This window comes from Geoalkalibacter subterraneus (assembly GCF_000827125.1).
In the GTDB taxonomy this organism is placed as follows: domain Bacteria; phylum Desulfobacterota; class Desulfuromonadia; order Desulfuromonadales; family Geoalkalibacteraceae; genus Geoalkalibacter_A; species Geoalkalibacter_A subterraneus.
This window is the reverse complement of the sequence record NZ_CP010311.1, coordinates 1,295,023-1,317,836: the sequence shown is the minus strand read 5'-3', so window position 1 is coordinate 1,317,836 and position 22,814 is coordinate 1,295,023. Positions and strand designations below refer to the sequence as shown.

Sequence of the window (22,814 nt, the reverse complement as noted above, 5' to 3'; positions counted from 1 at the left end):
AGAGAGGTAACAATAACTCACCGGGACTCGATCACCAGACGCGCACCGGCCCGGTGTCGAGATGGACGAAGTCGGATTTCGGATAATAGCCAACGCCCCCCTTTTTCAACCTGCAAGCCGCCTGACGAAGAGCCCTGAGGTCGCGGCCGGGCAAGCGAACGTCTACTGCCTGGCCGATGGTATGGTAACTGCGCTTGGCCACACCACTGCTTTGCTGCCGCAGCATCTTGTTGGTTTCCGGCGACCGGTAGCCGGAGATAATGTTAAACGGGGAGGATGATTCCAGTGTGCTGCGCACCGCGAACAACTGATCGAGGAGAAGCGGATCAATCGGGGCAACCTCGTCCCGGCGAAAATCGCGCAGAATATGCTCAATCTCCCGCATGACGGAGTCGTTGTATCTACCCTCGGCCCAATAGACCGCGTTTTCCAGCTTCTCGCCGGTGTGAAGATTGAAAAATGAGAGGCTGCGTTCCGGAGCCTGCCGGGCGGAAACTGAAACCGGCAGGGCCATACAGGCAAGAGCAGCCAGGTGGCTGCCGATAAACGCACGTCTTCCGATTCGAGCAGAAAAAATACGAGGGTCAGTAAAAACAGAGGACATAAAACAAATCCTTTTAACTATTCTTGTTCAATCTGTTCAGGCAAAGGGAATGAACTTTTTTCGACCAGGCTCACCCTTGAAGAGCAATTTCCGGGCCAGAACAGTTTTATTCAAAGCACGGCATTCAGCGAAGCATCACCCCGCCGCACGTTGAGCCAGAGAATCTCGAACCTCCAGCCAGCATGACAGGGGGATAGGGATCTCGCCTCGCGCCCATCCAATACGGGCGGCACTATCAGGAAATCCGTGAAAATCCGAACCACCGGTGACAATTAGCTTTCGCTGCCGCCCCAAGGCCGTCAACTCGGCAACCTCATCCAGGGATCCGGCATTATTATACGCCTCAATACCATCAAGGCCCAGACCGACAAAAGCGTCAAGCAAATGAAGCAGGACGCGGGAATCATCCGTGATCAAAGGGGGATGGGCCAGAACTGCGACCCCGCCTGCACGATGAATCAGAGAAATCGCCTGGTCGGCAGGGAAAAAACGCTTTTCCACATTGCAGCGCACCAGGTAGCGGTTGAAGGCTTCATCGTTGTCGCGCACATGTCCGGCCTCGATGAGGGCGCGTGCAATATGCGGGCGTCCGACAGTCCCTCCCGCGGAGCGGCGGATCTGCCGGAAATCCAGCAGCGTGCGCCCTTCTGCGGCAAGAACTTCATTGACGCGCTGCACGATCATTTCATTGCGCCGCGCGCGGAAATCGCGAAAATCCGCCAATTCCCCAAACAGTTCCGGCGCATGAGGATCAAAGCCATATCCGAGAATGTGGATATCGCGCAGATCCTGCCATTGACTGGACAACTCCACTCCGGCAACAATCTCGAGATCACTGCCGCGAGCGGCGCCGATGGCAGGTTCAATGCCATCGATATTGTCATGGTCGCAGATGGCCAGTGCATGCACCCCGTTGTGACGCGCCTTGGCGACAACCTCTTCCGGAGAAAAAAGTCCGTCCGAATATGTGGTATGAACATGCAGGTCAGCCAATGGGCCCTGAGGCTTTGTGCCGGGCGCACTGAATTCTTGTATTTTCATTTAATCGAATAAGCTTTCGGATCAACGGGTGACGAAAAAAACCAGAAAACAACGGGTTCGACTGACTGGAGAGTTTAGCACAAAAGAGGTTGTCATGAGAAGAAGGTTGTCATGAGAAGAGCCCTCGGCCATTTCTTGACCCATTACGGTGTAGAGGGTAAATTCATGGGCGCCGACTGTAATCAGTGCGCAAAACGTTTCCCTTTCTCCCGGACGGACCGATGACACAACTGCTTGAAATTGAAAACCTGCACATCTCTTTTTTTACCGAGAACGGTCCGGTCCATGCGGTCCGCGGGATCGACTTCAGTTTGTCCCCCCGCGAAACTCTTGCGCTGGTTGGCGAATCCGGCTGTGGTAAATCCATCACCTCCCTTTCAATCCTGGGACTGATCCCACCACCGGGGCGCATGGTGGAAGGACGCATCCTTTATCGGGGGGCCGATCTGGCGAAGCTTTCCAACGAGGAAATGCGCCGTATCCGCGGCAACCGCATCTCCATGATATTCCAGGAACCGATGACCTCGCTCAACCCGGTTCTGCGCATCGGCGACCAGATCGGGGAAGTGCTGCAGCTGCACAAAAAACTCGGGGGCGCACAGGCTCTCGATCAGGCGGAAAAACTGCTGCACGATGTCGGGATTCCATCAGCGCGGCAACGCCTGCGCGAATATCCGCACAGTCTGTCGGGCGGCATGCGCCAGCGCGTCATGATCGCCATGGCTCTGGCCTGCGATCCGGACATCCTGATCGCCGATGAACCCACCACCGCCCTTGACGTCACGATCCAGGCGCAGATCATGGATCTTCTGCTGCGGCTCAAGCAGGAGCGCGACATGGCAACCCTTCTGATCACCCACGACCTGGGCATTGTCGCTGAAAGCGCGGATCGCGTGGCCATCATGTACGCCGGCCTAATCATGGAATATGCACCGGTGATCCAAATTTACGACCATCCCCGCCATCCCTACACCCGCGGGCTTCTGGCCTGCGTTCCGCGCCTGGGTGAGAAGAAGTCGCGGCTGGCTCCCATCGGGGGGCAGGTCCCTGACCCGCGGCAGATGCCGCAGGGGTGCCCCTTTACCGCGCGCTGCCCCGAAGTCCTTCCTCGGTGCAGCATGCAGAGGCCGGAATTGACCGAGGTGGCTTCGGGTCATTTCGTCCGCTGCTGGAGGGCACAATGACTCCATTGCTCGATATCCGCGACCTGCGAAAATCCTTCTGGGTCAAAGCCTCCCCCTTTTCCCCCCGCAAGCTGGAACTGCGGGCCGTCGATAACCTCTCGCTGCACTTGAAGGGCGGAGAGTCACTGGGGCTTGTGGGGGAGTCCGGCTGCGGGAAATCCACCACCGGCAAGCTGGTCATGCGCCTGCTTGATGCCGATGGCGGCCAGATTTTTTTTCGGGGGCAGGAGATCACCCGCCTGCCCAACAAGCACATGCGTCCCTTACGCCGCTCAATGCAGATGATCTTTCAGGATCCCTATGCTTCTCTCAACCCTCGCATGCGCATCGGCGATGCGATTGCGGAAGCCTTCAAGATTCATGGGCGCGCCCAGGGAGCAGGCTTGCGGGACCAGGTCGTGGAGCTGCTGGAAAAAGTCGGCATGAGCGCCGATCATGCGGGACGCTACCCTCATGAATTTTCAGGCGGGCAGCGCCAACGCATCGGCATTGCACGCGCGCTGGCCCCAAACCCGCAACTGATCGTCGCCGACGAGCCCGTTTCTGCCCTTGATCTCTCCATCCAGGCCCAGGTCGTCAATCTGCTCAAGGACCTTCAGCAGGAGTTCGGCCTGACCTACTTGTTCATTGCCCACGACCTGTCCCTGGTGGAACATTTCTGCGACCGGGTTGCCGTCATGTATCTGGGCGCTATCGTAGAGCAGGCCCCGGCGGAGAGTCTCTACCGCCGCCCCCGCCACCCTTATACCGAGGCTCTACTTGGGGCGGTGCCGGTACCCGATCCTCACCGCCGACGCCCGCACGTTCCCCTCAAGGGAGAAATCCCCTCTCCCCTGTCTCCGCCGACCGGATGCACTTTTCATCCGCGCTGCCCCTATGCCCGCGACATCTGCGCCCACCAGGCTCCGCAACCTGTTGAACAAGCGCCGGGGCATTTCAGTGCATGCCATTTCAGTGACGAAGTCGGGCGCCGCCGCTCCTGAACGACGACGGGGCACCATGAATCGGCTCGCTTGACAGGTTGCTGCACCATCGTACAGAATCAGTCCACCTGCTCACCTCTCCCGTTTTTTAAAGACCACCCGCCCGGAGGCAACATGGGGCCCATTCAAACCGCAAAAGACAGATGTCGCAAATGTTATTCCTGCGTCCGCAACTGCCCGGTCAAGGCCATCAAGGTCAAGGAGCACTGGGCTGAAGTCATTCATGATCGCTGCATCGGTTGCGGAATCTGCCTTAAAGTCTGCTCCCAGAAAGCAAAGCAGATCGCCGATTGCATCACACAGACTCTGCGCATACTCGAGAACGACAACTCCCCCGTGGCAATCCTGGGTTGCTCCTATCCCGCTTTTTTCAGTGAGCTGCGCCCCGGACAGCTTGTCGCCGGCCTGCAGAAGCTCGGTTTCGCGGATATCTACGAGGGCACAGCGGGCGTGGAACTGATCGCCGGGCAGTATCAGCAGCTGATTGAAAGCGGCGGTCGCGGCCCCCTGATCTCGAGCCACTGCCCCACCATCGTCGACCTGATTGAACGCCATTATCCGCAACTGGTGCGTAATCTGATGCCGGTTGTTTCACCCATGGTGGCCATTGGACGGCACATCAAACAGACCCGGGGAGCAGAAACGCCCGTGGTCTATATCAGCTCATGCATCGCGGGGAAATTCGAGGTCAGCTCTGAAGAGGTCGCCGGAGGGGTGGACATGGTGCTCACTTACCGTGAACTCAGCCAGATGTTCCGTGACCGCGGCCTTGACCCCACACGGATGAAAGATGCGCCCTTCAGCGGACGCAAGCCCGACCGGGGGCGCCTGTTCCCCATCTCGGGCGGACCGTTTCAGGCCTTTGACGTTCACAACGATTTTCTCAACGCTGATTTTGTTTCGACCGGTGGAGAGCAGGGTGCCCTTGAACTCATCCGCGATCTTGCCGCCCAACGCATCACCCCAAAATGGGTCGATATTCGTTTCTGCGAAGGGGGCTGCATCGGCGGCCCCGGCAAAAACAATCGCCTCACCAATTTTTCCAAACGCAGCCTGATCATCGATGCTTTCCATCAGCGTCATGAGGTCCCCTATCTGCCGGAGAAGAAGGGAGCCGCCTCGAGCGGGCCTTCACTTCAAAGATCGTTCACCAACAAATTCAAACACCTGAAGAACCCCAGCGGCGAGAGCATCCGCGCCATCCTGCAGGCCACCAACAAATTTACCCAGGAGGACGAACTTGACTGCGGCGCCTGCGGTTACCCGACCTGTCGCGAACATGCGGCAGCGGTTTACCAGGGGCTGGCGGACAACGAGATGTGCCTGCCCTTTTCCATCAAACGGCTGGAAGAGGACCGGGTCATCCTGACCCAGAAATACGAGCTGGCTCAGCGCGCGCTGGCCCAGGAATTCGGCGACAGCGCCATCATCGGGCAGGATCCCCGCACCGGCGACGTCCTGAAGCTGATCCGCCAGGTCGGCCCCACCCCGACCACTGTTCTTATCCGGGGCGAAAGCGGAACCGGCAAAGAATTGACCGCACGCGCCATCCATCAGCACAGCAATCGCGCCGACAAGCCTCTGGTCACTGTCAACTGCACCACCTTGACCGACAGCCTGCTGGAAAGCGAGCTGTTCGGACACAAGCGTGGGTCGTTTACCGGAGCCATTGCTGATAAAAAAGGGCTGTTTGAAGCTGCCAACGGCGGCACGATTTTTCTGGATGAAATCGGCGACATCACCCCCAAGCTGCAAGCGGAACTGCTGCGGGTTCTCGACAGCGGCGAAATCAAGCCCGTCGGCGGAAACCGACCGACCGAAGTTGACGTGCGGCTGATCGCCGCCACCAATCGCAACCTTGAAGAGGGGGTCGAGGAGGGATGGTTTCGCGAAGACCTTTTTTATCGCCTCAACGTGTTCACCATCACCATGCCGCCTTTGCGCAACCGCACTGAATCACTTCCGCAGTTGGTCCACCACTTTCTCGCCTCGGCCAGCAAGCGCCTCAACAAACCGATCCGAGGAATCGAAGACCGCGCCATTGCCGCCTTGCTGCGCTATCACTGGCCCGGCAACATTCGTGAACTGCAGAACATCATCGAACGCGCCTCGGTTCTGACCCAGGACAATATTGTCCGCCTGGAAAACCTGCCGACCATCTTTTCCGAATTGGCACTGGAGGAGCCGCTCCTTGGCGGCACCGCCAAAGCGCAGGAGAAGGGATCCTTGAGAGGACAGAGAGAAAAACATCTGAGGATTGTAGAAAAAAGCCTGCTCAAAAAATATCTCGAGGACGCCGGGGGAAATGTCTCCAAAGCCGCTCGCACCGCCAGCATTCCCCGCCGCACATTTTATCGGATGCTGGAACGGCATGGGCTGAAAGGAGCTGCCTTCAAAAAAGCCGCATCTTCTCCGTCAAATGACGGATCCTGATTTTTGTGGGCCAATTATGACACAGCCTTTTCGCTTCAATTATTCCGGCAATCCGTCATAATTCAACCCGGACACTTCCGCATATGTGCCACTAAAGACACACTTGTCACGTACCCAGAACTCCCCGATTTTCCCTTCCGACTAGCGTCTTTCAGAAAAAATACAGGCGCAGAGCAGCCTGAACAGGCCTCGAAGCAAGCTCAACGTCTTTGTGTATTTGCGCCCCTTTCAATTTTGGCATGAATACTGCTAAAGAGAAAAGTATCTCGGGGCTCGACTATTTCCTCCTACCCAAACGGAATCCCGCCCCTTTTACGCCGTACAGGGTCCCTCTCTCCCCCTGTACGGCGTTTTTTTATCGCAAGTCCCGACTTCGTCCGTTAAAATGCCATGGTCGCTTTTCGTTCACAACCAACCTTAACGGCACCTACGAAGCCTATGACGCCTCATCGCAAAAAAGCACCATTCGGCATCACCACCCTGGAGGATATCAGCACCCTTATCCTGCAGTCTCATGACCTCGATGAAACGCTGAACAATATCGTTTCCCTGGTGGCGCGGCGCATGCGCACCGAGGTCTGCTCGATCTACCTGCTGGAAGACGATCATCAGAGTATCCGGCTGCGAGCCACCAAAGGTCTTTCCCGCCGTGCGATCGGTCGTGTCGTGATGCGTATCGATGAAGGTCTGACCGGTCTGGCGATAGAAAATGGCCGCGTCATCTCCATCCTTGAACCCAACAAGCACCCCCGTTACCGCTATTTCAAGGAGACGCGCGAAGAACGTTTCCACACTTTTCTCGGCATCCCTCTTTTCGACCGCCGCGAACCGATTGGCGTTATCACCATTCAGACCGTCGAACCACGCCAATTCAGTCCCGAAGAGATCAGCGCCCTGTCGACGATCGCCTTCCAGGTCTCCTCCATCGTCGTCAATGCCCGTCTGCTTGATTCAATTCGCCGCAAAGAAGAGGAAAGCAACCGTTTCGCCCGTGAGCTGGAGATGACCCGCAAAAATCTGCGGGAACAGAGCCGCGAGGAGCCAGAGGAGGCCGGAGCCGAGCAGGAATATCGCACGCTTCGCGGTACGGTGGCTTATCCCGGCGTATCAATTGGGCCGGCCAATCTGCTCGATGAACGGCTCGGCTTTGCCGATATTCTCGATGAGGAAGGAATCGTCCCGGAGAAGGAGTGCGAAAAGCTTGAAGGCGCCCTGGAAAAAACCCGCATCCAGACTCTTTACCTGGAAAAGCGCATGGCGGACCGCTTTTCAGCGGACGACGCAGCCATCTTTCATACGCATCTGATGATCCTTGAAGATCGGGGGTTTCTTAAGCGGCTGACAGGGGAAATTCGCGACAAGCAACACAGCGCTCCCTATGCCCTGAAAAAAGTGGTGGCCGAATACATCGAGGGTTTCAGCCGCATGGACGATGCCTACCTGCGAGAACGAGCCGCAGACATGGAAGACATCGGCCGACGCATCCTGGCCAATCTCGTCGGGCAAAAAACCCATCACCTCCATCTGAAAAATCCAGGCATTCTGGTCGCGAAGGAACTGCTCCCGTCCGATATGGCGACGCTCGATCATACCAAGATCCAGGGCATCGTCACCGAGGCCGGCGAGAAAAACTCCCACGCCGTCATCATGGCAAAATCCATGGGGATTCCGGCAATCGTCGGCGTAAAAAGCGCCCTGAAATTGATTCATCCCGATGAACCGCTGATTCTTGACGCCAATTCCGGCACACTCTACATCAGCCCCTCGGAACAGATCAAAGACGAATTCGAGCGACTTGAACAGGACCGCATCCGCGAGACGAGCCGCCTGGAAAAGTATCGCGACCTACCGGCACGCACGCGCGACGGCGTGGAACTCACCCTGCGCGCCAATATCGGCCTGATCGGGGACATGGCGATCGCCCGTCGCAATGGTGCGGTCGGCGTTGGCCTTTACCGCACCGAATTCCCCTATATGGCACGCAGCGACTTCCCGGACCGAAATGAGCAGTATCACCTTTATCGCCGTATTATCGAGGGGTTCGGCGGTGATCCGGTCACCATTCGCACTCTCGATATCGGGGGGGACAAAGCGCTTCCCTACTTCACCTCCCCCAAAGAAGACAATCCGTTCATGGGGTGGCGCTCCGTGCGGGTTTCCCTGGATCACCGCGACATCTTCCGCACCCAGATCGAGGCCATCCTGATGGCCGGTGTGCACGGACCGGTCAAGCTGCTTTTCCCGATGATTTCAGGAATGGATGAGTTGCGCGGTTGCCGCCGGATCATAAAAGAGGCCAGCGAAAACCTGGCCAGGGAAGGAATTGAATTTAAGGAGAAGGTTCCCGTCGGGGTGATGATCGAAGTGCCTTCGGCCGTCTATCTCGCCGACCGGCTGGCCCGTGAAGTCGATTTTTTCGCCCTCGGCACCAACGATCTGATTCAATACGTACTTGCGGCCGACCGCAACAACCCGCTGGTGTCGAAGTACTACGACCCCCTTCATCCTGCAGTGTTGCAGGTGTTGAAGGATATCGGCCAATGCGCCGAGCGCAACGGCATCGGCCTGTGCATCTGCGGCGAGATGGCCACCGATCCCATTCACATGACCCTGCTGCTGGGCCTGGGTTTTCGCGAATTTTCCATGGCGGCGCCCTTCATCCCACGGATCAAGGGCTTTCTGGGAAAAATCAGTCTGGCCGATGCCCGGAAGATCGCCGAAAGGGCACTGGAACTCGAGGAGGGAAGCCTGGTACGTGAGCAGATCCGCCGGGACCTGCTCACGCACGGCATCAAGGTTTCCTGATGCGGGTCAGCGATCCCGCAGTGTTGCTGATCAGCCGTATCTGGCAATCAATTCTTCAGCCGTCTCCACATCCTCGCGACAGCCGATAAAAACAGGCGCCCTGTCATCAATCCCCTGAGGTTCAATATCCAGGATTCTCTGCTTGCCGGTGGAGGCCTTGCCGCCGGCCTGCTCAATCAGAAAGGCCATGGGATTGAGTTCGAAGAGCAACCGCAGCTTTCCATGGGGATTGTCGCGCAGATGGGGATAAAGGAAAATCCCGGTCCCCTTCATCATCACCTGGTTGATATCCGGCACGAATCCGCCGCTGTAACGCAGCTTGTACCCCTTCTCCTCCAGAGAGCTGACGTATTTTTCCGTTCCTTCAGTGTAGAGATTGCGCTGACCGCCCGGTGAGTAGATGCGTCCGCTCGGCTTGATGCGCACATTCTCCGTCGTCAGGGTATACTCCATCAGGTGGTTCATCTGGAATTCATGTACGCCACGCCCGGTGGAATAAACCAGTGTCGTACGTGGGCCATAAAGAATATACATGGCGGCCACCTGCTCACGCCCGGGCTGCAGGAGGTTGCCCCCGCGGCAGATCGAGACAATGGTACCGACAGCCAGGTTGACATCAACCAGGGAGGAACCGTCCAGGGGATCAAATGCCACAGAAAATTTCCCGTTCGGGTCAACTTCAATGACTTCGTTGGTCTCCTCGGAGAGGATTGTAGCCACCACTCCCGAATGAATCAGGCGTTTTCTCAGGATACGATCTGAGAGAACATCGAGCGCCAACTGATCTTCACCGTACAGGTTGGAAGTACCCGCCACCCCCAGGTCGCCAGTGCGGATGGAGTTGACGATATACTTTGATGCATCAGCGACCTCACAGATCAGTCGGGTCAGATCGCGATCCTCATCAAGCTCACGCAGATGGCGCCGCAGATCAATCTGTAGCTTGGTTGTACCGGGTTCGGAAACAGCCGTCACGGGGAACCTCCATGGGGTTGAAAATGATTAAAAAGTGAACATACTGCCATGTGGACGATATTTAAGGAGTCTAGACGAAATAGCCCGCCGGGGCAAGCACCTCAAATGGTTTGAAGTTTGACGAAATAAATAAAACTGCTAGGATTTTTATTAGGCTATACATGATCTTTGACCGGAGGCGGGTGCATCACCCCGCCTGTTGCCAGGACTTGACGCTTTCAGGGAGGAGGCATTGATGAACGACACCAACCCCCAACAGGAGCAGGAACAGAAGGAAAAGGTGGAAGAGCAGGAGCAACAGAAACAGAAGAGTGCATCCGACTGGTGGAAATCGACACGAAAAACTCTCGACCAGGCAAGCTCCACCGCTGTTCGCTACAAGCAAATGGTGCAGAAGAAAATTGATCTGGCCGCGACACGCAAGAAAATCGACCAGGCTCACGCCGAGCTGGGACGCAAAGTGGATCAGGCCCGTGAAAACGCAGCCGGGAATCCTCTCGATCAGGAAGACGTGCGCCAGGTTCTGAACAAATTGGACAACCTCAAGCAATCGGCAATCCAACTGGAGGAGGAGATCAAAGCCCTCAAGGAAGAAAAGGCCTCTGCAACGGATTCCGGTTCCGAACAATAAAAAAAAGAAAATCTTCCAAACAATCGATTTTAAAGCTGAAAAAGGCTCCCCGGCAAAACGGGGGAGCCTTTTTCAGGTTATGCAGATTTTTACAATCGAGGTTATCTGCGCGATCTCAGGAGTGTTTGCGTGCTTTTGGAACACTGTGCAGGTGACTGTCTTTATACTCGCGATCCAAACGCCTCATATAAGATTGGATGCCTTCCTCAGTTTCGGACATTTCCAGAGAGTGCCGATCCATGATGTCCAGATCACGCTCGACTTTCTCAATGCGATTTTCCAAGCGAGGGTCGACGCTAGTCGTTCCGGAACCAGTGTTGTTCTCGGGCATAAGACCTCCTTTGCCTTGCTGAACCCACCGCTGCCGACTGTGCACTACGCCACGACTGCGGCGGGTCGTTTCTGTCGCTATTATAACAACTTTCCGGCAGGAGACAAATCCCCGTCTGTCCAATAATCACGTCTTAGAGGTAAAAGATTGCGGGCACCGGCCACGCCGCAGAACCTCGACCATCGCTCCATGGACGGCCCCGTTGCTGGCCAGAATTTCTGGGCTGAAAATATCAAAATCGCCACCGGCGAAATTGCTGATCCGACCACCCGCCTCTTTGACCAGCAACTGCCCCGCAGCGACATCCCAGGGCTTGAGTTTCATCTCCCAGTAACCGTCAAAGCGTCCGGCTGCGGTGTAGGCCAGGTCGAGACTGGCCGCACCCGGCCTTCTGCAGGCCTGGGCCGCCTGCTGAAAATTCACAAAATGATCGTAGTTGTTGATCTCGCTCTCTTTGCGGTCGTATGGAAAGCCTGTGGCCAGCAAACTGCGGTCGAGGCGCCGGGTCTCAGACACGCGGATCTGCACAGCGTTGCAGTAGGCCCCCTGCCCTTTTTCCGCAACGAACAATTCCTGGTGCGCAGGGTTGTAAACCACGCCGAGAACCACCTCCCCGCGGACTTCCAAGGCAATGGACACGGCGAACCAGGGAAACCCGTGCGTGTAATTGGTCGTCCCATCCAGGGGGTCAATGATCCAGCGGTACTCTCCTTCGCTGAGGCCATGTTCGGCCTCCTCTGCCAGAACCGCGTGGCGCGGGAAGGTATGGCGGATAATTCCCACCACCGCTTCTTCGGCGGCCCGGTCGGCTTCCGTGACCAGATCGATGGCCCCCTTGAAGCCGACATCGAGAACACCGCCGAATTTCTGCAGCAGGACACGGCCTCCTTCGTGGGCGGCTTTTATAGCGATCTCTTTCATCAACATCTCCTGTCAACGGCCATGCAATAAAGGCCTGTCATTCAATAAGCAGAGGTTTGCAGGTGATTTCAGGCTCCGGATTTTTTTTCCAATTCCGGGCTTGTGTGATCGACCCACAAGAGGGTAGCTCCCACCACCCCCATCGGAATGCACAAAAACTGCACAAGAGGGATCGCAAGGATAACCAGCAGGCTTGTACTGAATCCAAGCATGAGAAATTTTCTCCCCAGCAGGTAGCGGCGCTGTTCGCGAAACGGCACCCGCCGCCGGGAAAAAATGTAGCCGGTATATTCAACCGAAAGGAAAAAAAGCGTAATCAGAATGGAGAGAACGGAGTAGATCAGCGTCCCGAATCCCGGCAGCAGATTGAATGCGAAAACAAACACCATGGCCAGCACGAACACGCTGATTTTTTTAAACTCCTCAACCAGGGCATAGCGCGCGTCTAGCAGGAATTCCCGCAGGGAAAAGGGCGTTTCGCTGATGCCGCCCCGCAACTTCTCCTCCGTTCGTTCGGAGAGCAGGTCATTGAACGGCGAAGCAATCAGGTTGCCCACCACCATGAAGGAGAAAAAAACAAGCACCGCCGTGACCACGGCGGCCAGCACCCAGCTCAGGTAATAAAGAATCATCCAGTACCAGGCCTCACCTGTAGGGATGAGGGCTACGACGGTTTCACTGAAAAAATTAAGCCCGAAGTATACGGAAATGGAAAAAACAACGGTGTTGATCAGAAAAGGGATGAGCACGAATTTCCAGAGTGTGGGATGACGGGAAATATAGCGCGCGGCACGAAAAGGGTATAAAAATCCCAACGAAAAATGGCTGACAGGGTTGTTTCGCAGAATACCGGACATGGATAATTCTCCCCGTTATTGTGGTCAAAAAGAAAAATCCTAGCACAAGCCGGAGCTGAATGCATCCTGTCATGCCTCTGTGCAGAATGAAAAAACCGCCCTATCCTGATTGAAAAGGCGGTTTTCCCAAATTTTTATCCGGCAGATTTATTGGTCGGATTCAGAAATTCAAGGACACGCTGACGCCGGCCAGGATTTCGTCATCCAGCATCCCGACATCCTCGGCATCATCACTCAACGTGTCGGACCACAGAAACGAGGGAGTAATAACGATCTGATCGGTCACGGCATAATCAAGGCTCAAACCCAACTCGTAAGTGCTCCAATCAGAGAAATCACTGCCGTCGCCGGCAAAGACCGCCGGGCTCTGCGCACTGTAGCTCACCAGCGCACTCAGGCCGAGGTCGAGGTTGTCAGCCAGGGCAAAACCGTGACTGACATCCAGGGTGTAATAGAAGCCCTCTTCATCATCCCAGTCGTAATACACCGTCAGGTTCGGGGAGAGAAGCGTGTCCAGGGCAAGCCCAAGATACACCTCGTTGGTGGCACTGTCTTCAATGTTGAACGTGTAAGTAATATTGCCGAGACTCACCGCCAGGCCATCAACCGGGCTGAAGGTGTAGTCCAGAATAATATCCGTTTCGGTTACCTCGCCGCTGTCCAGGGCGTCGGTGCCGCCATGGCTGAGCTGCATATTGCTCCAGAATCCGAGAGTAAACCCTTTAAAACTGACGTCCGCCCCCCCCCTGCAAAACGGGCTGCCCAGCGCTGAAATCGATTCCGCGCCAGAGATACTTGTCATAAATGCCGATATAGGCGTCGCCGGACACTTCAATCGCGGCATCTGCGGCATTGGCCAGGGTTGTACTCATCATCACGGCAACAAACAGAGCCGCGTACCATTTTTTCACAGTCATTGTTTTTCTCCTTGTGTCGATGAATCGATCCGCCGGGCGACACCATGCCGCCCGGCGATGGTCAAAGAAACACTTACTTACTTCAGGCCCTGAGAGCCGCGTCCGAACTCGGGATAGGCTTCCAGGCCCAGTTCGACCGTATCGGACCCGGAACTTTCTTCTTCCTGGGAAACACGGATTCCGACGGTGAACTTCAGTGCGAGCCACACCAGTGAACTGGTGAGGGAGACGAACACCCCGACCGCTGCCACGCCAACGATCTGGGCAACAAAGCTCGCTTCGGAATCGGTGAACGGAACGGCCAGGGTTCCCCATATGCCGCACACCAGGTGGACGGAGAGGGCACCCACCACATCATCGATGCGCAACTTGTCGAAAATGGGAACGGCCAGAACAACCAGAACACCCCCGACGGCACCGATCAGCACCGCGGCGCCGGGTGAAGGTGTCGCCGGACCTGCCGTAATAGAGACCAGACCGGCCAGCGCACCGTTGAGAGCCATGGAGAGGTCAACCCGCTTGTAGATCATCTGCAGGGCGATCATCGCCGCCACCAGCCCTGCGGCGGCCGCCAGGTTGGTATTGAGGTAGACCACCGACATCTCGATGGCCGCATCAGCTGAACCGAGAGCGAGCACCGAACCGCCGTTGAAGCCGAACCAGCCGAGCCAAAGGATAAAAGTGCCCAGGGTCGCCAGAGGCATGCTTGAGCCCGGCATGGGATTAACACGACCGCCGATGCCATATTTCCCCTTGCGAGCCCCCAGGATGAGTGCCCCGGTCAGCGCTGCCCAGCCACCCACGGAATGAACGATGGTGGATCCGGCGTAATCAGAGAAGCCCATCTCACTCAGCCAGCCGCCGCCCCAACTCCAGGCACCCTGAATGGGATAGATCAGGCCGGTGAGAACAACGACAAAGATCAGGAAAGGCCACAAGCGGATGCGCTCAGCAACGGTGCCGGAAACAACCGAAGCCGCTGTTGCCACAAAGACCATCTGGAAGAACCAGTCGGAGCCGCTGGCATAACCGGCCGAAAAATCACCGCTCAGAGCTGCGGCGTCATCGGGACCCCAGAAACCGAGACTCCCCCAGAATCCGCCATCGACTCCTGCGTACATGAGGTTGTACCCGATCAGGTAATACAGGATGCCGGCGATGGAATAGAGCGAGATATTTTTCAGACAGATGGTCGCCACGTTTTTGGTGCGCACCATGCCTGCCTCAAGCATGGCGAACCCCGCCGCCATCCACATGACCAGCACGCCGCTGATCAGGAACGAAAAAGTATTGAGGATAAAGGCAACCTCCGGCCCGACCTCAACCTGGGCCAGCGCCGGTGAAGACAAAAGCAGCAAGGCCGAAAAAGCGAGGATAAGAGTTAATATTTTTTTCATGACTGAACCTCCGAAATAATTTTGAGTGATCTCATTGAGCGTTTACGGACCTGATCGGCATGGGATTAAAGAGAGTCAGCCCCCTGCTCGCCTGTGCGAATCCGGATCGACTGATCCACCGGGGTGACAAAGATCTTGCCGTCGCCGATCCTGCCGGTGCAGGCTTCTTTCTGGATGGCGGCCACCACCTCGGGCACCTGCCCATCCTCGACAACCACTTCGAGGCGGATCTTAGGGATGAAATCGATTTGGTATTCTGCGCCGCGGTACAGTTCGGTGTGTCCTTTCTGACGGCCGAAACCGCGCACTTCGCCAACGGTCATGCCCGGAATCCCCATTTCGATCAGTGCATTCTTTACGTCTTCGAGCTTGAAAGGCTTGATGATGCATTCCACTTTTTTCATGCCTGTCTTCTCCTTGTAAGCCGATGAATTTTTCGACCGTAAATAAAAAAACGCCCGCATCCACATTCCATGAAATTCATGGAAGAGACACAGGCGCCGTTGCCCTTATTTCCTGCGGGCACCGAAACGTCATTGTTTCATCCCGCCAGGTTTGATTGTCGTGGTTGTCCGGTTTATAGCACTCAACGTGCCAACTGAGAAAACTTAGCTATTTCGGCAACTTATAATATTCGCTCGTTTTTCACCTGATATTATTTTCCTCACCGAAAAGCAATTTTGCCTTTTTTTTATACAGACTGTGCAACAGGCAGACGAATGTGAAAGGTTGTCCCCTCTCCGGGCATCGATTCGACCCATATTTGTCCGCCGTGATCGGAAACGATGGAACGGCAGATGTAAAGCCCCAGCCCGGTTCCTTCCCCTTCTTTCTTGGTGGTGTAAAACGGCTCGAACATCCTCTGCTGAACTTCGGGGGAGATCCCGGGGCCGTCATCGGCGACAGAGAGCTCAACCATTTTAGGCTCCGGCTCGAACGTTTTTAGAGTGATGTTGCCCCGCTCGCCCAGTGCCTGAATGGCATTCATAACCAGGTTGATTACCACCTGCTTGATCTTGTTGGCATCCATCCGTACAAGAGGAAGCGCCGCCAGGCATTCATGCAACGCTATCTGCTTGCGTGCCGTCTCAAAATGCAACAGGCGCAATGCGTCCCTGACGGTCTCATTGAAGTCGGTCAAACGCTGTCGGCTTTCACCGGACCTGGAGAACGACAGGAGGCCGCCGGTCAGAGTTTTCAAACGGTCCGTCTCGTTTTCAATCCGCTCCAGCATCTCGATCTGAAACGGCGGCAGGTCCTCCTCTCTCAAAAGCAGCTGGGTTGCATAGGAGATCACACTGAGAGGATTGTTGATTTCATGGGCAATTCCGGCAGAGAGGCGGCCGATTTCAACCAGCTTTTCAGATAGGATGGTCTGGTCGAGAAGATTTTTGAAATCGGTGATATCCTCCACGATCACAACGGCTCCGGCGGTCACGCCGTTTTCTTCAAGAAGGGGGGCGATGCGGCGTTTCTGGAAGCGGCGTTCTCCCGCACCACGGCATGGGGGCCGTATCCATAACTGGCGGAGGTGATCAATTTCTCCCCTGATTCATCAAGCAGGCGAATGATGGCGTTGTCAAATTGAAACACGTCGCGTGAGACATCGAGAACCCGCTGCAGCAGAGATTGCAGGTCAGTTGTCGAAACCAGTTCCTGCCCGATCTCGATCAGGGCCTCCAGCAGTTTTTCCTTTTTCCCGATGGTGAAGCTTGCCATGGGGCTCCTCTCTCGCTCAGAATTCAATGATTTTTTACACCGGCATAAGCCGTGCCATTTTAAAATTATGCTACAAGCTCCCGATATTTCATGGTCTCTTTAGATTCGGCCTTGCGACGGAGCAGAACGTTGCCGAACAATTCACCCTGCGATGATGAAAAAAAGAGCAGAAAGAGGCTCAAAATAGGGCTTGCTCAGCGGGCAGCGATCTGTTAATACTCAAACTCATAGAGGTTGGACTCTCTACCCTACAGGTGAGGCCAGGAACGCCCACGCGGAATAATTTTGAATCGGGATTCCCAGAGGGTTGCTGTGTGCAAGCCCGCCTTTGAGCGGGACGCCTGATGCGGCCTGCGAGAAGCCCACCTGGTTGGTACTCGTAGTGAGGCCAACGGCCCACGGTAGGTGTGGAGAGACTAAAAAGGCGCCGTGCAATACAGGCGCCTTTTTTGCGTTCTGGCCTGGACATTGAATTGCCGGGCCGGCCCCGTACCAAAGCACGGGATGCGATTTTTTCAGCGACACATCCCGCTGTTGTGTTACCATCCGGCGCGAATCCTGTTCACAGAAAAGAGAAATGGCTGCCATGGACCAATCCGATATTCATCGAATCTGTATTGACGACAAAGAAATCATTCTGATCGGCACCGCTCATATCTCGCGTGAGTCGGCCGAAACAGTCACCCGCGTCATTGAGGAAACGGCCCCGGATACGGTTTGCGTTGAACTTGACGAGCAGCGTTTCAAGGCCTTGCAGTATCGCAACCAGTGGGAATCACTCAACCTCAAGCAGGTCATTCGCAATGGGCAGGTGCCCTTTCTGATGGCTAACCTGGCACTCTCCGCCTTTCAGAAAAGGATGGGATTGCAGACCGGTACGCGACCCGGTGCCGAGATGGCTGCCGCCGCCGAAGCGGCCGAAAAACTCGGCCTGCAGGTCGAGCTGGTCGACCGCAGCATCCGCACGACGCTGTTGCGCGTGTGGCGCAAGACGGGGTTCTGGAAGAAGACGCAGATTATGGCTTCGCTGGTGGCCAGCCTTTTTGAAAAAAGCGAGATCAACGAGGAGGAGCTGGCCCGGCTGCGGCAAAGCGATACTCTTTCAGCCATGCTGGAGGAAATGAGCCGCATGCTTCCGTCGGTGAAAAGCATTCTGGTCGATGAACGCGACCTGTTCATGGCGCACCACATCCGCAAGGCCCCTGGAAAGCGGATCGTTGCGGTGCTCGGCGCAGCTCACATCCCCGGCATAAAGCGTCTGCTGCATGAAGAAATCAGCACAAAACAAATCGAGGATATTTCGGACGTTCCTCCGAAACCCCTGATTTCAAAGATTATCCCCTGGATCATTCCGTCGGTGGTCGCAGCGCTGTTCATCCTCGGGTTCCTGCTCGGCGATCGTCAGCAGGTTGCAGGTGCCGCACTCGCGTGGGTACTGGCCAACGGGCTCCTCTCGGCGCTGGGGACCCTTGTGGCGCTGGGGCATCCGCTGACCATTCTTGCTGCCTTCATCGCAGCCCCCATCACCTCTCTTAACCCCACCATCGGTGCCGGCTTTGTCACCGGTCTGGTGCAGGCGATCGTGGCCAGCCCCACGGTACGGGACATGGAGCGTCTGGGAGAGGATCTGGTCGTCGTGCGTGGCTGGTGGAAAAATCGGCTGGCCCGTGTGCTGCTGGTGTTCTTTTTCTCATCCCTGGGGTCAACCGCGGGGACCTTCCTTGCTTTTCACTGGCTCAAGGATCTGATCTGAGCCTCCTGCCCCACGAGCTTTTCCATGGATTCGGCCTGCGAACCGATATAACGTCTTGATTGCCGCTGGTTTTTCAACGCCTGTATCAGATCGGCATCGCGCTCGTAGACATCCGGGCGGAACTGAACAGAGCCCGACGCATCAACCCACGCGGTCCAGTACAACAGGTGCACCGGGAGAGATTTTGCAAGCTCCACCCGGCGTGGTTCCGCGCCATTGAACAGATCCAGCAACGTCGAACACCCTCCCCACTCTGCATCGCCTTCCAGCAGATACTGAGCCAGATCAACCGGCCGCTCGATACGGATGCATCCTGAGCTGTAAAGACGCTTGTTGTGCGTAAAAAGATGGCGTTCAGGCGTGTCATGCAAATAGACGTCGAATTCATTCGGAAACATGAATTTAACCTGCCCCAGGGGATTCCAGGGGCCTGGTCGCATCCGCAGCAGCCCTGGAAAATCTTCGGCCGTCACGCGATCCCAGTCAATCGTCCGCGGATCGATACGTGCCCATCCCGGACCGTTCCAGGGGATAATCTCAAAATTGTGCGCATCCAGGTAATTGATATTCTTCCTTATTTCAGGAAGCTTATCTTCTTCGAGGATCGTCTGCGGCACCCCCCAGTAAGGTGCAAATTCCAGGTAGGTCATGCGGTCGGAAAACACCGGGGTCTTTCGATAGGACGTCCCGACGACGACAGGCATGGACATGACGGTGCGCTCGCCTTCCCTGACCTCCAATTTGAAATCGGCGATGTTGACACGAATGTGCCTGTCGCCCAAATTCTTCGGAAGCCAGCGCCAACGCTCAAGATTGATCTCGATCTGCTCAATCCGTTTTTCTACGCTCTGGTTGAGTTCCCGCAGGGTTTTTGGTCCCAGAACGCGGTCCGCGCTCAGACCGTGGCGCGCCTGGAATCTTCCCAACCCCCGGGCTGTAAATTCATCATAATGCAGATCGCCCTCGTCACCTGAATAAGACAAATCCCCCTCGATCCAGAGCCGCTTGCGCAACAGCGGCAAACGCGGGTCCGAGTCTCCCGGGCGCAAGATATTTCCTGCCGGCACAGACGGCCATCCCCCAATTTGAGCCACGAGGCGGTAGCGCTGCAGGGCTTCCCGCAACCGGTGGTATTCGGCATAAGCCGGAACCATCCCGTTGAGAGCTTCAGCGACACGCCTATTTTCAAGGCTGAAAGATAGAAGGCGTCGCACATCGGCTTGTCTGGGTCTGGCCTGCCATTGCCCGGCATGGACCAAATTGGGATCAACACGCCCAGCCGTCAGATGGGAGGCATAGGACAAAAAAGCGTCGCTGAGCAGCAGATCGAGTTGTGCAAGTCGGAAGGGGTCGGGGGGGATGCCGAAGCGCCGGTAGTCTTCCACCAGCGCCAGAAGCTGTCGGATGGGCTCAGAATGATAGTCCTCGGGATGCAGGCCGTGCTCTGCCGCATCGCGCACCACCGACTGCAGGCAGCGCGCCTGGCCTGAAACCCATCCCGTGTCCGGGTTGAACCAGGCAGGCTGAAAATCACCTTCGATATAGAAGCGCGCCAGGTCTTCGTGCAGTTGCAGAGTCTGGCTGCCGATTCGTAGGGCCGGCGGCGAAAACTGCCGGGTCAGAGTCTGAATGTCCAGCGCAATGCGCGCGCTCAGGGAGGGCTCCGAACGATCTGCGCCGTAAGCATCCACCAAGGGAATCAGCAAACAGCAAAAAACAAGGCAGAAAATCCTGACAAAAGACATGAACGCTCCCATTGCTCAAGGGTGGGTCAATAACAAAACGCTTGTCAGGACCTATTATAACAGCAAAAATGCCAGTTCTGCAGCCGGATCTGATGGCGGATTCAGAACAAAGCCCCCTGAAGCCCATCAAAAAGGGTTTCAGGGGGCAAAGCTCTATTTTCTGATTTCCGCAGCCGGCTCAGCGCACCCAGACGGTCTGGATATTTACGAATTCCTTGATGCCGTAGTGGGAAAGTTCGCGGCCATAACCTGAGATTTTCACACCGCCGAAAGGCAGTCGAGGATCACTCTTGACCATGCCGTTGACGAAGACCGCACCGGCCTCGATGCGGGCGGCGATCTCTTCTCCGCGCGCGCTGTCAGCCGTCCAGACACAGCCGCCCAACCCGAAGGCGCTGGCATTGGCAACCGCCACAGCCTCTTCGGCATCGGCGACGCGGATCAGAGAGGCGACCGGACCGAACAGTTCCTCGTCATAAGCCGGCATACCCGGCTTGAGGTCAGCCAGCAGGGTCGGAGGATAAAAACTTCCCTTGCCCTCCTGCGGGCTTCCGCCCAGCAGCACCCGGGCCCCCATCCTCACCGATTTTTCCACCTGCTCGTGCAGTTCCTCCATCAGATCGCGCCGCGCCTGCGGACCAACCTGGGTCTCTTCGGCCAATGGGTCGCCGACTTTAAGGGAGGTCAGAGCCGCCTTGAATTTTTCCGTCCAGGCTTCATACACGGCATCAACGACAATAAAGCGCTTGGCGGCAATACAGCTCTGGCCGGAGTTTATGCAGCGCGCCTTGGCCGCCACCTGGGCCGATTCTTCCAGGTCGGCGTCCTCCAGCACGATAAAGGGATCGCTGCCGCCGAGTTCCATGACAGTTTTCTTCAGCATCTCACCGGCCTTGGCGGCAACTTTTCGCCCGGCGATATCGCTTCCGGTCAGGGTCACAGCCTTGATCAGGTCATTTTCGATCACTGCATCGACCTTGCGGGAACCGATCATCAGGGTACGGAAAACATTAGGCGGGAAGCCTGCCTTGACGAAAACTTCCTCGATGGCCAGGGCGCTGCGCGGCACGTTGGAGGAATGCTTGAGCACCCCGGTGTTGCCCGCCATCAGGGCCGGTGCGGCAAAACGGAACACCTGCCAGAAAGGGAAATTCCACGGCATGACCGCCAGCACCGTTCCGATGGGGCGAAAACCGACATAGGATTTGGAGCCGTCGCTTTCGATCGGTTCATCCGCCAGGATCTTTTCAGCCTGTTCAGCGTAGTACTCGCAGACCCAGGCGCATTTCTCCACTTCTCCGCGCCCGTCGTTAATGGGTTTTCCCATCTCGAGCGCCATGATGCGCGCGTATTCATCCTTGTTCTCCCGCAGAACGCCCGCGGCACGATTCATCAGCTCGCGCCGCTTCTCAAAGGATGTCAGCCGCCACTGCTGAAAGGCCGCATCCACCTCATCGATGACTTCTGCGGTCTGTTCCGCAGACCACTCATCGAAGGTTTCCATCAGTTCATCCGTTGCCGGATTGATTGATTCCAGGGCCATGTCGTTGTCTCCTCCAGAATAAGAGTGAAATTCAAAGCATTCGAGATTTATCGGGTACGCTACCCTGATAGCACAACAGTTTGCCTAAATCATCTTTGGATTTCAAGTTCCACGGCAACAAACCGAACAATTGACCTCGAAGCTTCTGTCCTTTATGCGTTGCTCAAATCGAGGGGCTGAGTTAGTCTTTATCCTTTCCAACTTCGTTCTTACAAGGAGAAGATATTCGTGAACTGGCAACGCCAAATCAAAAGAAACCTTTCGGGTGGGCACGGGTTCGGTGCACAGTCGGTTTCGGTGACCCGGACCATCATTTTCATCAATCTGATTCTTTTTACCCTGATGGTGCTGCACGGGACTGTGGCAGGCCTGCAGATGCGAGCGATCATGAATCCCCCGGTCGCATTGCTGCTGCACTGGGGCGGACAGCTCTGGCAGCCCCTGGTGCTGCAGGCCGACCAGTGGTGGCGCTGTGTCACCTATGCCTTTACCCACGGTGGTCTCATCCACCTGGCCTTCAACATGATCGTACTCTACCAGGTCGGCTCACGCCTGGAATTTGAGATCGGCCGCCCGGCCTTCATCAACCTGTATTTCATCACCGCCATCACCGGCACCCTGGCTGGTTTGCTGTGGCACCCCCACACACCGGTGGTTGGGGCCTCCACCTCGCTGTTCGGGCTGATCGGTTTTTCGGTCATGTATTATCACCGCATCGGCACTTCCATCGCCATCTCCATGCGCAATTTCATGTTCCAATGGGCTGTTTTTGCATTTATTTTCGGCCTGCTGGTTGGCGCTGACAATGCCGGACATCTCGGCGGCGCGGTCGGCGGGGTTCTGCTCGGCATGGTCATGCCGGTGACCAGCACCCGCCAGCGGGCTATCGAGCCGGCGCTGCGAACAACCGCCTGGGTCTGCGTAGTCCTGACGGGCCTGTCGTTTGTCGGCATGCTCTTCGCCTGGTTTCAATAA

General features: G+C 56.3%; 21 protein-coding genes and 1 other RNA gene. 8 read left to right on the top strand and 14 right to left on the bottom strand.

What is annotated here, in order from left to right:
- Positions 1-31: 31 nt before the first annotated feature.
- A complete protein-coding gene (gene mepK, locus GSUB_RS05945; protein ID WP_052464637.1) occupies positions 32-604 on the bottom strand; it encodes a peptidoglycan L,D-endopeptidase MepK in 573 nt (190 codons plus the stop codon).
- Between the two features lie 135 nt (positions 605-739).
- The gene (locus tag GSUB_RS05940; RefSeq protein WP_052464636.1) at positions 740-1,645 is read right to left on the bottom strand and encodes a PHP domain-containing protein; all 906 of its coding nucleotides are present in this window, start codon (positions 1,643-1,645) and stop codon (positions 740-742) included.
- A gap of 221 nt (positions 1,646-1,866) precedes the next feature.
- On the opposite strand from GSUB_RS05940, the gene GSUB_RS05935 reads away from it, so the two are divergent.
- The 4 genes from GSUB_RS05935 to ptsP all read left to right on the top strand — a co-directional run bounded on the left by GSUB_RS05935 (position 1,867) and on the right by ptsP (position 9,050).
- On the top strand, positions 1,867-2,829 hold the full coding sequence (locus tag GSUB_RS05935) for an ABC transporter ATP-binding protein (RefSeq protein ID WP_040199730.1): 963 nt from the start codon (positions 1,867-1,869) through the stop codon (positions 2,827-2,829).
- Positions 2,826-3,812, top strand: coding sequence for an ABC transporter ATP-binding protein (locus GSUB_RS05930; protein ID WP_040199728.1), 987 nt, complete (start codon positions 2,826-2,828; stop codon positions 3,810-3,812). Before GSUB_RS05935 ends, GSUB_RS05930 begins: the two co-directional genes overlap by 4 nt.
- 114 nt (positions 3,813-3,926) lie before the next feature.
- Complete coding sequence (locus GSUB_RS05925; protein ID WP_040199727.1) at positions 3,927-6,245, top strand: sigma 54-interacting transcriptional regulator; 2,319 nt, start codon at positions 3,927-3,929, stop codon at positions 6,243-6,245.
- Between the two features lie 438 nt (positions 6,246-6,683).
- The gene (gene ptsP, locus GSUB_RS05920; protein ID WP_040199726.1) at positions 6,684-9,050 is read left to right on the top strand and encodes a phosphoenolpyruvate--protein phosphotransferase; all 2,367 of its coding nucleotides are present in this window, start codon (positions 6,684-6,686) and stop codon (positions 9,048-9,050) included.
- A gap of 30 nt (positions 9,051-9,080) precedes the next feature.
- Here ptsP and GSUB_RS05915 read toward each other — a convergent pair whose 3' ends face one another.
- Positions 9,081-10,025, bottom strand: coding sequence for a class 1 fructose-bisphosphatase (locus GSUB_RS05915; RefSeq protein WP_040199725.1), 945 nt, complete (start codon positions 10,023-10,025; stop codon positions 9,081-9,083).
- A 235-nt stretch (positions 10,026-10,260) separates the two neighbouring features.
- Here GSUB_RS05915 and GSUB_RS05910 point away from each other — a divergent pair, with 235 nt between their 5' ends.
- Positions 10,261-10,656: a hypothetical protein gene (locus GSUB_RS05910; RefSeq protein WP_040199724.1), complete on the top strand. Its 396-nt coding sequence runs from the start codon at positions 10,261-10,263 to the stop codon at positions 10,654-10,656.
- Positions 10,657-10,771: 115 nt separating this feature from the next.
- On the opposite strand, the gene GSUB_RS05905 is transcribed toward GSUB_RS05910, so the two are convergent.
- The 9 genes from GSUB_RS05905 to GSUB_RS05870 form a co-directional block, all read right to left on the bottom strand.
- Positions 10,772-10,987, bottom strand: coding sequence for a hypothetical protein (locus tag GSUB_RS05905; RefSeq protein ID WP_040199723.1), 216 nt, complete (start codon positions 10,985-10,987; stop codon positions 10,772-10,774).
- 126 nt (positions 10,988-11,113) lie between these two features.
- Positions 11,114-11,908: an inositol monophosphatase family protein gene (locus GSUB_RS05900; RefSeq protein WP_040199722.1), complete on the bottom strand. Its 795-nt coding sequence runs from the start codon at positions 11,906-11,908 to the stop codon at positions 11,114-11,116.
- 68 nt (positions 11,909-11,976) lie between these two features.
- Positions 11,977-12,765: a sulfate transporter CysZ gene (gene cysZ, locus GSUB_RS05895; RefSeq protein ID WP_052464634.1), complete on the bottom strand. Its 789-nt coding sequence runs from the start codon at positions 12,763-12,765 to the stop codon at positions 11,977-11,979.
- A gap of 160 nt (positions 12,766-12,925) precedes the next feature.
- On the bottom strand, positions 12,926-13,459 hold the full coding sequence (locus GSUB_RS05890; RefSeq protein WP_052464632.1) for a hypothetical protein: 534 nt from the start codon (positions 13,457-13,459) through the stop codon (positions 12,926-12,928).
- 28 nt (positions 13,460-13,487) lie between these two features.
- A complete protein-coding gene (locus tag GSUB_RS17935; protein WP_052464629.1) occupies positions 13,488-13,682 on the bottom strand; it encodes a hypothetical protein in 195 nt (64 codons plus the stop codon).
- 77 nt (positions 13,683-13,759) lie between these two features.
- Complete coding sequence (locus GSUB_RS05885; RefSeq protein ID WP_040199721.1) at positions 13,760-15,079, bottom strand: ammonium transporter family protein; 1,320 nt, start codon at positions 15,077-15,079, stop codon at positions 13,760-13,762.
- A 65-nt stretch (positions 15,080-15,144) separates the two neighbouring features.
- Positions 15,145-15,483, bottom strand: a complete 339-nt coding sequence (locus GSUB_RS05880) for a P-II family nitrogen regulator (RefSeq protein WP_040199720.1) — start codon at positions 15,481-15,483, stop codon at positions 15,145-15,147.
- A 287-nt stretch (positions 15,484-15,770) separates the two neighbouring features.
- Positions 15,771-16,517 (bottom strand): sensor histidine kinase, encoded by a 747-nt coding sequence (locus GSUB_RS05875; RefSeq protein WP_052464628.1) that lies wholly within the window; start codon positions 16,515-16,517, stop codon positions 15,771-15,773.
- Positions 16,514-16,798: a GAF domain-containing protein gene (locus GSUB_RS05870; protein ID WP_040199719.1), complete on the bottom strand. Its 285-nt coding sequence runs from the start codon at positions 16,796-16,798 to the stop codon at positions 16,514-16,516. Before GSUB_RS05870 ends, GSUB_RS05875 begins: the two co-directional genes overlap by 4 nt.
- A 237-nt stretch (positions 16,799-17,035) precedes the next feature.
- Between GSUB_RS05870 and ssrS the strand changes: the two genes are divergently transcribed.
- Positions 17,036-17,216: non-coding RNA, 6S RNA (gene ssrS / locus GSUB_RS18515), on the top strand.
- Between the two features lie 168 nt (positions 17,217-17,384).
- The gene (locus GSUB_RS05860) at positions 17,385-18,551 is read left to right on the top strand and encodes a TraB/GumN family protein (RefSeq protein WP_235269913.1); all 1,167 of its coding nucleotides are present in this window, start codon (positions 17,385-17,387) and stop codon (positions 18,549-18,551) included.
- On the opposite strand, the gene GSUB_RS05855 is transcribed toward GSUB_RS05860, so the two are convergent.
- Positions 18,527-20,296, bottom strand: coding sequence for a L,D-transpeptidase family protein (locus GSUB_RS05855; protein WP_052464626.1), 1,770 nt, complete (start codon positions 20,294-20,296; stop codon positions 18,527-18,529). The genes GSUB_RS05860 and GSUB_RS05855 overlap by 25 nt on opposite strands.
- A gap of 178 nt (positions 20,297-20,474) precedes the next feature.
- Positions 20,475-21,839 (bottom strand): NAD-dependent succinate-semialdehyde dehydrogenase, encoded by a 1,365-nt coding sequence (locus tag GSUB_RS05850; RefSeq protein ID WP_040199716.1) that lies wholly within the window; start codon positions 21,837-21,839, stop codon positions 20,475-20,477.
- A 228-nt stretch (positions 21,840-22,067) separates the two neighbouring features.
- On the opposite strand from GSUB_RS05850, the gene GSUB_RS05845 reads away from it, so the two are divergent.
- The gene (locus tag GSUB_RS05845) at positions 22,068-22,814 is read left to right on the top strand and encodes a rhomboid family intramembrane serine protease (RefSeq protein WP_235269912.1); all 747 of its coding nucleotides are present in this window, start codon (positions 22,068-22,070) and stop codon (positions 22,812-22,814) included.

Bases quoted from the DNA above. Each gene is read 5' to 3' on its own strand.
- mepK (WP_052464637.1), bottom strand. From the start codon at position 604: ATGTCCTCTGTTTTTACTGACCCTCGTATTTTTTCTGCTCGAATCGGA.
- GSUB_RS05940 (WP_052464636.1), bottom strand. From the start codon at position 1,645: ATGAAAATACAAGAATTCAGTGCGCCCGGCACAAAGCCTCAGGGCCCA.
- GSUB_RS05935 (WP_040199730.1), top strand. From the start codon at position 1,867: ATGACACAACTGCTTGAAATTGAAAACCTGCACATCTCTTTTTTTACC.
- GSUB_RS05930 (WP_040199728.1), top strand. From the start codon at position 2,826: ATGACTCCATTGCTCGATATCCGCGACCTGCGAAAATCCTTCTGGGTC.
- GSUB_RS05925 (WP_040199727.1), top strand. From the start codon at position 3,927: ATGGGGCCCATTCAAACCGCAAAAGACAGATGTCGCAAATGTTATTCC.
- ptsP (WP_040199726.1), top strand. From the start codon at position 6,684: ATGACGCCTCATCGCAAAAAAGCACCATTCGGCATCACCACCCTGGAG.
- GSUB_RS05910 (WP_040199724.1), top strand. From the start codon at position 10,261: ATGAACGACACCAACCCCCAACAGGAGCAGGAACAGAAGGAAAAGGTG.
- GSUB_RS05905 (WP_040199723.1), bottom strand. From the start codon at position 10,987: ATGCCCGAGAACAACACTGGTTCCGGAACGACTAGCGTCGACCCTCGC.
- GSUB_RS05900 (WP_040199722.1), bottom strand. From the start codon at position 11,908: ATGAAAGAGATCGCTATAAAAGCCGCCCACGAAGGAGGCCGTGTCCTG.
- cysZ (WP_052464634.1), bottom strand. From the start codon at position 12,765: ATGTCCGGTATTCTGCGAAACAACCCTGTCAGCCATTTTTCGTTGGGA.
- GSUB_RS05890 (WP_052464632.1), bottom strand. From the start codon at position 13,459: ATGCAGCTCAGCCATGGCGGCACCGACGCCCTGGACAGCGGCGAGGTA.
- GSUB_RS17935 (WP_052464629.1), bottom strand. From the start codon at position 13,682: ATGACTGTGAAAAAATGGTACGCGGCTCTGTTTGTTGCCGTGATGATG.
- GSUB_RS05885 (WP_040199721.1), bottom strand. From the start codon at position 15,079: ATGAAAAAAATATTAACTCTTATCCTCGCTTTTTCGGCCTTGCTGCTT.
- GSUB_RS05880 (WP_040199720.1), bottom strand. From the start codon at position 15,483: ATGAAAAAAGTGGAATGCATCATCAAGCCTTTCAAGCTCGAAGACGTA.
- GSUB_RS05870 (WP_040199719.1), bottom strand. From the start codon at position 16,798: ATGGCAAGCTTCACCATCGGGAAAAAGGAAAAACTGCTGGAGGCCCTG.
- GSUB_RS05860 (WP_235269913.1), top strand. From the start codon at position 17,385: ATGGACCAATCCGATATTCATCGAATCTGTATTGACGACAAAGAAATC.
- GSUB_RS05855 (WP_052464626.1), bottom strand. From the start codon at position 20,296: ATGTCTTTTGTCAGGATTTTCTGCCTTGTTTTTTGCTGTTTGCTGATT.
- GSUB_RS05850 (WP_040199716.1), bottom strand. From the start codon at position 21,839: ATGGCCCTGGAATCAATCAATCCGGCAACGGATGAACTGATGGAAACC.